The organism is Devosia psychrophila (assembly GCF_000971275.1).
Lineage (GTDB): Bacteria > Pseudomonadota > Alphaproteobacteria > Rhizobiales > Devosiaceae > Devosia > Devosia psychrophila.
In genome coordinates, this window is record NZ_LAPV01000037.1 from 1 (window position 1) to 6,907 (window position 6,907).

General features: G+C 60.0%; 8 protein-coding genes and 2 pseudogenes. 5 read left to right on the top strand and 5 right to left on the bottom strand.

The genetic code is table 11. The annotated features are described in order from the left end of the window. The first annotated feature begins 68 nt into the window (after positions 1-68). The 3 genes from WH91_RS22355 (at position 69) to WH91_RS24030 (ending at position 2,325) form a co-directional block, all read left to right on the top strand. On the top strand, positions 69-881 hold the full coding sequence (locus WH91_RS22355; protein ID WP_052952555.1) for a 3-methyl-2-oxobutanoate hydroxymethyltransferase: 813 nt from the start codon (positions 69-71) through the stop codon (positions 879-881). Positions 882-1,369: 488 nt separating this feature from the next. Continuing rightward, complete coding sequence (locus WH91_RS03180) at positions 1,370-1,600, top strand: WYL domain-containing protein (RefSeq protein ID WP_046169576.1); 231 nt, start codon at positions 1,370-1,372, stop codon at positions 1,598-1,600. 167 nt (positions 1,601-1,767) lie between these two features. Continuing rightward, complete coding sequence (locus tag WH91_RS24030) at positions 1,768-2,325, top strand: hypothetical protein (protein WP_144408339.1); 558 nt, start codon at positions 1,768-1,770, stop codon at positions 2,323-2,325. Between the two features lie 18 nt (positions 2,326-2,343). Here WH91_RS24030 and WH91_RS22360 read toward each other — a convergent pair whose 3' ends face one another. The 5 genes and pseudogenes from WH91_RS22360 to WH91_RS03200 form a co-directional block, all read right to left on the bottom strand. After that, complete coding sequence (locus tag WH91_RS22360) at positions 2,344-3,024, bottom strand: TfoX/Sxy family protein (protein WP_158409506.1); 681 nt, start codon at positions 3,022-3,024, stop codon at positions 2,344-2,346. 147 nt (positions 3,025-3,171) lie between these two features. Continuing rightward, positions 3,172-3,321: pseudogene (locus WH91_RS23055) on the bottom strand (DUF305 domain-containing protein); the annotation flags it as partial. Next, complete coding sequence (locus WH91_RS25725) at positions 3,312-3,437, bottom strand: hypothetical protein (protein WP_282567545.1); 126 nt, start codon at positions 3,435-3,437, stop codon at positions 3,312-3,314. The gene WH91_RS25725 and the pseudogene WH91_RS23055, both read right to left, overlap by 10 nt. A 43-nt stretch (positions 3,438-3,480) precedes the next feature. Further along, positions 3,481-3,791: pseudogene (locus tag WH91_RS03195) on the bottom strand (haloacid dehalogenase); the annotation flags it as partial. 127 nt (positions 3,792-3,918) lie between these two features. Beyond that, on the bottom strand, positions 3,919-5,208 hold the full coding sequence (locus WH91_RS03200; RefSeq protein ID WP_248305807.1) for an ATP-grasp domain-containing protein: 1,290 nt from the start codon (positions 5,206-5,208) through the stop codon (positions 3,919-3,921). A 776-nt stretch (positions 5,209-5,984) separates the two neighbouring features. Between WH91_RS03200 and WH91_RS03205 the strand changes: the two genes are divergently transcribed. Together WH91_RS03205 and WH91_RS03210 are read left to right on the top strand one after the other, a co-directional pair. After that, the gene (locus WH91_RS03205) at positions 5,985-6,509 is read left to right on the top strand and encodes a DUF305 domain-containing protein (RefSeq protein ID WP_046169578.1); all 525 of its coding nucleotides are present in this window, start codon (positions 5,985-5,987) and stop codon (positions 6,507-6,509) included. Positions 6,510-6,524: 15 nt separating this feature from the next. Beyond that, on the top strand, positions 6,525-6,907 hold a 383-nt coding region (locus WH91_RS03210; RefSeq protein ID WP_046169579.1), incomplete at its 3' end, for a hypothetical protein.

The window sequence follows — 6,907 nt, forward strand, 5'->3', positions numbered from 1 at the left end:
CCACATGATTAATCAACTCGATCAGTTGCTCCCTGGAACTGGATCCCGCAGGCCGAAGTCCCTGCCGCATGACCACCCGGCGCAACAAGGTTCACGCCGTCAGCACCCTGACCCTGGTCGCCCGACAACTCAGCGTCGATGAACACTGGCTCGCCGACATCGACATCGGCATCGACATCGACATCGGCATCGGCATCGGCATCGGCATCGGCATGGAACCAGAAGACGGTTTGATCTGGGTCCACAACCCTCGCCTGACCATCCGCAACATTCAGGGGCTCCGGAATTGCGGCGAGCGGATCGCCATACTCACCGCCTATGACAACGTGACGGCGGCACTGCTCGACCAGGCCGGCATCGACATGATCCTGGTTGGCGACAGCCTGCGCAATGTCGTGCTCGGCGATCCCACAACCTTGCCGGTGACGCTGGCCGACATGATCCGCCATGGCGCCGCGATCCATCGCGGCACGGCGCGCGCCCTGATCGTCTGCGATCTGCCATTCGGAACCGCGACTGATCCGGAGACGGCGCTGCGAAGCGCCTCACCGTTCTTCAGCAGACCAGGATTTCGATATTTGCTTTATCCATTGTTCTGCTTCCAAACCCGCACCTCAGGTTCGGCCTTTCCATCTCTGGTTTTGCTTTCCGGTCTTCACCGGCTGCAATCTCCGCCGCCGCGAAGACTGAAGGACGCAAGGGCGCGGATGGCAACCTGGCATATTAAAGACATCCGTCCCGCGGCGCAGCCTCCCTTGCGCCCTTCCGGGCGCAAGCGGCAGGCCGATACCGGGCTCAATGAGCCCGGCGACCATACTGGTGGGGATCATATTCGTGGATCACGTCGACCTCACCATCTTCGAGGTCTTCGCTTGGCATAACGCCGTATTCGCCATCCACCCGAAACAGCGTCACCGGGATCATCGGGGTGCGGGCGAGGTCATAGGCGTGGTTCTGGGCGAGGCTGAGATTGTGCGACATGGTCTGGCTCCCGTCTTGCGGGGACCAATTCCCCGTTCGACTGGCGCCCGTGAGTTCCAGACCAGACGATGATCACCGCGCAGGCAAAGCCGCAGCGGCCGCATGCTCGCATAGCGGACCCCTTGCGGGTTGATCGGTTAGGACGGTCTGGAAATAGGAACTAAGCCAACGAGACCGGGGCATGGTGACCGGCCCATGGAGTAAGGTTGCAAGCAAAATCAAAGCCCTGCCTTGGACTATGCCGACAGTCTGGTTCCCCAGAGAGAACGCGATCGCTTCAGAGTTGTCGGGCGGCCACATCGACGGAATTGTACCCGTGGTGGTGGCGTTGCATGTTTTGGTCTAGTTTTCCACGATCACAGCCGGTTGAGCGGCGACATGTGCAACCTTGTATGGCGACAACGACCGTTTGGCGAACTTTTGCCGCGCTGATGAGGTGCAATTTCTCTACTACAAGCTGCCGGTTTGGTACGTTTTGGCTTGGGACCGCATGCGGGATGGAGTTCGTTTCTTTCGCATTTATCGCATTCGTCATTTTTCCTTCGAGGCAGCGAAGTTTCAGCTTGGCCGTCCCGCGGCTTTTCTGTCGGCGGGCGAGACCGACGTAAAGCCATTATGAGGAGCCGTCAAAGCGTTCGACAAACAGGCTAGGGCCGCCAACGCGCCTGCTCTTGTAACAACGGCCTTGCGACGAAGTGATAGAAGGCAGTGAACGAAACGTCATGCTCCGAGTTTACGTTTTGGCGCCGTCAACGAGCCGGCCAACCAGCAAATGGAGAAACAAGAATGCGCATTACCAGGATTCTAGGAGTTATTTGCGTTGCGGCTGTCTCGATCACCCCAGCTTTGGCGATGGAAGCCGGCATGATGCAGAGCGGCGAGGTCATGGCCACGATGCCCGACGGGCATATGGGCTCAATGATGATGACCGGCGATGCCATGGCCACAAACATGATGGGCATGTCCACCCCCGCTGTCGGCTGCATGATGATGATGACCGACAAGGCCGGCATGGTGTCGATGGTCGATACGTCCACCGCGGAAGCAAAGGCCGAATGCGAGAAGCTGGCCATGATGGCACCCGCGGCTCCCGCTGATGGCGCCATGGCCAAGCCAGGCATGATGCCGGCCAGCACTGTTATGGCTATGATGCCCGACGGGCATATGGGGTCGATGATGACGGACGACGCCATGGCCACCAAGATGATGGGCATGTCTACGCCGGCCGCTGGCTGCATGATGATGATGAGCGGCAAGGACGGGATGATGTCGATGATCGATACATCGTCGGCCGAGGCCAAAGCCGAGTGCGAAAAGCTCGCAATGCCCGCTCCCGCTATGTAACGGGCCCGGAGTTGCCGGCTAGCCGACGACTCCACCTTCGTCCATCGGCGACGGCTGGAACCGCATCGGACGTCTTGACTCGCTTTGGTTACAGGAAAACTCCCCGCCTCCATCGCAAATCCAATTGAACCGGGCAAGGCTCGCAGCCAAATCGTTGCTCAACAAGAAAGCAGTCACCAGGTGACCACGGCACCAATTTTCTAGGACGAGGTACAGCCGACACAGGGCCACAAGCTTGAACTGAATAAGTATTATGGCTGACTTCGTGTGCGTGAGGCTGGAGACTCCGACACGCAGAGCACCCAACGCCCGCACGTCGCCCGTCTGAAGTGATGACATTGTATGGCTTTCATGGCGCTGCCACTTGCTCTTTGACCTCGGGCGGGCGGCTATCAATGCGCTTGCTGCCAAGACTGACAAGTCCTTGGCTTCGTCGACTATCCCTTCCGGCGCTTGGTAATATGCCGCCACCGTCACTTGGCCAGAGGCGCCTGTGTAGCTGCATGGCGCGCAGCCATGTTGTTCAAACGCGATGCGATCGGTTCGTTCGCTCTGAGTTAAAGGATCCCCTATTACAAAACCGAACTGAATGCCCTCAGCGCGCAGGCTCGCGCCTCCAAAATACGGTTTCACAGAAATCGGGCCGAGCCCCTCAATTCGTTCGGCGCAATCCTCCGCCAGCGCCCGCGGCGAGGTCATGTCGATATCCCAGCCCCCTGTTCCGACGGAGCCTCTCGACCCGGCCGCCGCGTGCCCGGTGGGGTCATTCTCGACCATGGCCGAGTATAGCTCGGCCATTGAGAGCCACGAAGTCCCGTAGGTCGAGTTCACCGCGTCTCTCTCCGCTCATAGTCGCTGCAGGATTGCCTGCATCTGTTCGATCTCGCGCTGCTGACCGGCAACGATCCCTTCGCAGAGGGCGATCAGCTCCGGATCGGTAAGCGAGGCTTCCAGGCACATCAGGACGGCACCCGAGTGATGCGGTATCATCGACCGAGGGTGACGATCATCGTGTACATCACCAGATACATGATGACGAAATCGATCACGAGCTCGAGGCCAAAGCGCCAGTAGCTGCCTTTGGTCATGTCCGCATGGTGGTAGTCGGTCATGATGTCGACCCTTTGAGGTTGTTGATCACCATTTGGCGCAGCGTCAGTCTGTCTTGACGTTGCGCAGTCTGAGCGAGTTGCCAATGACTAGCGCCCTGACGGCGGCGGCAATCGCCGGCGCCAGGGTGTGAGGCCGAAAAACGGGTAAAGCACGCCTGCGGCCACCGGAACGCCCGCCGCATTGTAGGCGAAAGCGAACACCAAGTTCTGGCGGATATTGGCCATGGTCGCCCGCGACAATGCCCGGGCCTTGACGATGCCCATCAGGTCACCATTCAGGAGGGTGACACCGGCACTCTCGATGGCAACTTCGGTACCGGTTCCCATGGCAATGCCGACATCGGCGGCCGCGAGGCGCGTCGGGCCCCATTGGTCTTTGGTCCTTTAGGATAGGCAGATGGAGTGGTTCCCGGGTTGATTTTGGTCAAATCGTTGCATTCCGGATTTGAAGGTGCCCGTTCCCAGACGTGCAGCAACTGGATCAGATCACCAGAACAGGGGCAAAACCGCCACCCGGGGTCCGGAAGTTCGTCGTCTGCCCCTGATAGAGGCGTGCTGCGACTAGGAGAGGCTCGGCTTTGTAGGTATACAGGCGAACATCCAGTTTGCGTGACGCGGCCTCGCCGTCGAGCCTGATCATTCGCTGGCCGGGCGCGGCAAAGGTCTGGGCGACGTAGTCACCGCGGGCGATCTCCGCCCACACACTCTTTGTCAGTTTGTCGCCCCGGTACACGGCCTTGCTGCCATGGCCGGAGAGCGGTTTGAAAAACAATCCCTTCCGCGATTGCCACAATTGGTCTGCGTTTGCCGGCGTGACCAGCCTGGTCTGCGGAACACCCGTGAGGCGTTTCCGCATTGGCAGTGAAAGGCCGAAGGCACTGAGGGCGACTGGATCGGAGAGAAGCGTCAGATTGCGCTTGTTGGCCAATAGCGCGTGGTTGTGGGGATTGGGCGTAACCACCGCAGCCCCATTCTGATAGGCAGCACGCAGGGCAGCGTGCTCTGGCCTGTCCAGTGTGAAATCCACCAGGCGATTATAGACGAGGTCGATCCGGCGGCCGTCCAGGATAAGTTCGTTGCCTTGATATTGTAGTGCGCGGGCGTCGCCGATGACGGTGTCCATTCCGTGCTTAGTAAGCATCTCCCGCGCCAACACGAACTCCGGATACAGGTACTGTTCCGGCGGAGCATCATCGACGATCGCGATCGTCACCGGCGAACCCAAACCGCGTTGACGGCGCCACTCTGCGAGAAACATCGCCGCGATGCGCTCTGCGAAGCCGCTCATCAACCGGTCTTTGAACCGAGTGGCGGCATCGGCGCAGCATGCCATTTGTGCGCGGGCAAGAACGGCGTTGAGGAAGGCCCCACCCGCATTGGTGTTCACCTCGATCAATTTGGGGCCTTCGTCACCGAGATGGAAGTCATAGCCCATGAGCGCACCCGCCGGGCCGTGATCCGTTTGCGAAATGTCGGGCGCCCATGCCAGTACGGCGTCCCGATATCCGGGAAGTTGGGTGGCGGCCTCTATCGCCTCGACGATTTCATGCATCTCGGTCAGGGCTGAACCTGACAGAAAGACCGGGACATTGGAAAACAGATGCGGTCGTTGCTCCGTCAGGTTCTTGAAGTATCCTGGCTCTCCCGCCTCGCGATCGAGCTGGAGAGCAAGCTCATCGCGGTCGAGGGTAATGCAAAGGCAAGATTTATTCAGCCTCTCAGGCGTAAGGTCGGCGACCATGGGAAGAAGCACGTCAATTGCCTCGGTCATTTTTCTTCTTTTCTGATCCTCGCGGCGACGACCGTGCCACTTTGTACATCATCGGTGTGTTGGCGCTGAGGCCACGATCTCCTTTGGCCCCGCAGCTCCGCCGATAATAAACTGGCGAAAGGCGCAACAAGCTGCCCTCGATACCGTTTGGAGTTTGATCCTTATCAAATCGAGGGCGGCTCCCTTGGGCTAACGTGAGAGTATGAAGTCCCTGTTCTCCCATCTCCGGGTCTTGTTGACTGCGCTTATCCTGGCGGCAGGCGGCTTGCTCGCAAGCGTTGGATCGGCCAGTGCGCACCAGCAGTCCGGTGACGGGACGTACGCGATAGCCGCAGCAGTCCAAGATGCCTTCATTGCGGAACGTGGGATCGAAGAGATCGTTGCGGAGACCGCGCGCCCCGATCGCGGCTGTGCGGATGACAGTGGTGCGTGTTGCTCAGCGACACAATTCGGCTGTTGCGCGTCGTTTGGTCTCTGTTCTGCCAGATCCACTCTTCCCCCAACCGATTTGACCTGCGACCTCCCTGGCCTACCTGCCATTCTCGGGTTAGGCAGCATCGACCCTCAAGCCAACCGGCGGCCTCCTAAGCCCTTGGCTTGACTCCGCGCCCGCAGTCTCTCGGGCGTTTGATACCCAACAACTTGGCAGCCCGGCGCATTTCATCCCGCGAGATGCTGCAGCATCGGTCGCTCGACCGACGCACGCCACCGGTGCCTGCCTGCCTGGAAAACCCGCTTTCGCTTCGCTGGAAGCAAACGGTCGATCGGAGACTCTCATGAATACCCTACTTCAAATTATTACGACTGTCGCCTTCCTGACCCTGTCCGGAACGGCCCTCGCGCAGACCGACGTGCATCACCCCGACGCGACTGCGACACCCCCCGCGGCGGCCCCGGCTCCGGCGGGAGCAATGGGCGACATGCAAGCGCAATGTGCGGACATGATGCCGATGATGCAGCAAATGATGCAGATGATGCAGCAGGGCATGATGCAAGACGGCATGACGGGCGGCGTCGAAGGGAAGCCGGCCATAGACGGCATGTCCGAGGCAACAAGGGCGTACATGGACGCGATGAACATGATGAACGCGCCCATGATGGAGGGAGCGCAGAACGCCAATCCCGATATGGCCTTCGTGCTGTCGATGATTGCGCATCACGAGGGGGCGATCGCTATGGCCGAGGCCGTCCTGCAGCGCGGTTCCGACGTAGAGGTGAAAGCGTGGGCGAATGAGATCATCGCTGCCCAGGAAGCCGAAATTGCAAAGATGCGCGACTGGCTGAGCCGTCAAGCGCAGTGACCAGGGAGACACCCGATGACCTTCATGGCCAGGCCCTGGTCCCCCTCATCTACCCTGTTGGCACTGGGCGGAGCCTTTGTCGCCTGCATTGGCGTCTATTTCATCCTGCTTCGGCCGTCCCTGTTGCCCGAGGACATTCGCTATATGGGGCTGACGACAGCAGAGGTCACCGGGACAGGTCCACGGCTCGAGGCATGGCTCGCCCAAGTGTTCCGCGTTTTTGGCGGTTACGCCCTTGCGACTGGCCTACTCACTCTCACACTTGCTGCGACAGCTTTTCGCGAGCGCCGTCCCGTTGCGGTCGCAGGCGCCTTCTTGGGCGGTGCGGCGTCGACCGGCCTAATGCCATGGGTGCACTTCGCCATCGGCGCCGCCTTCAACTGCACAGGTCTCATTAG

What these genes read in the sequence shown, in the direction of transcription:
- WH91_RS24030 (WP_144408339.1), top strand. Translation starts at nt 1,768, where the DNA reads ATGCGCATTACCAGGATTCTAGGAGTTATTTGCGTTGCGGCTGTCTCG.
- WH91_RS25725 (WP_282567545.1), bottom strand. Translation starts at nt 3,437, where the DNA reads ATGACCGACTACCACCATGCGGACATGACCAAAGGCAGCTACTGGCGC.
- WH91_RS22355 (WP_052952555.1), top strand. Translation starts at nt 69, where the DNA reads ATGACCACCCGGCGCAACAAGGTTCACGCCGTCAGCACCCTGACCCTG.
- WH91_RS03200 (WP_248305807.1), bottom strand. Translation starts at nt 5,208, where the DNA reads ATGACCGAGGCAATTGACGTGCTTCTTCCCATGGTCGCCGACCTTACG.
- WH91_RS22360 (WP_158409506.1), bottom strand. Translation starts at nt 3,024, where the DNA reads ATGACCTCGCCGCGGGCGCTGGCGGAGGATTGCGCCGAACGAATTGAG.
- WH91_RS03205 (WP_046169578.1), top strand. Translation starts at nt 5,985, where the DNA reads ATGAATACCCTACTTCAAATTATTACGACTGTCGCCTTCCTGACCCTG.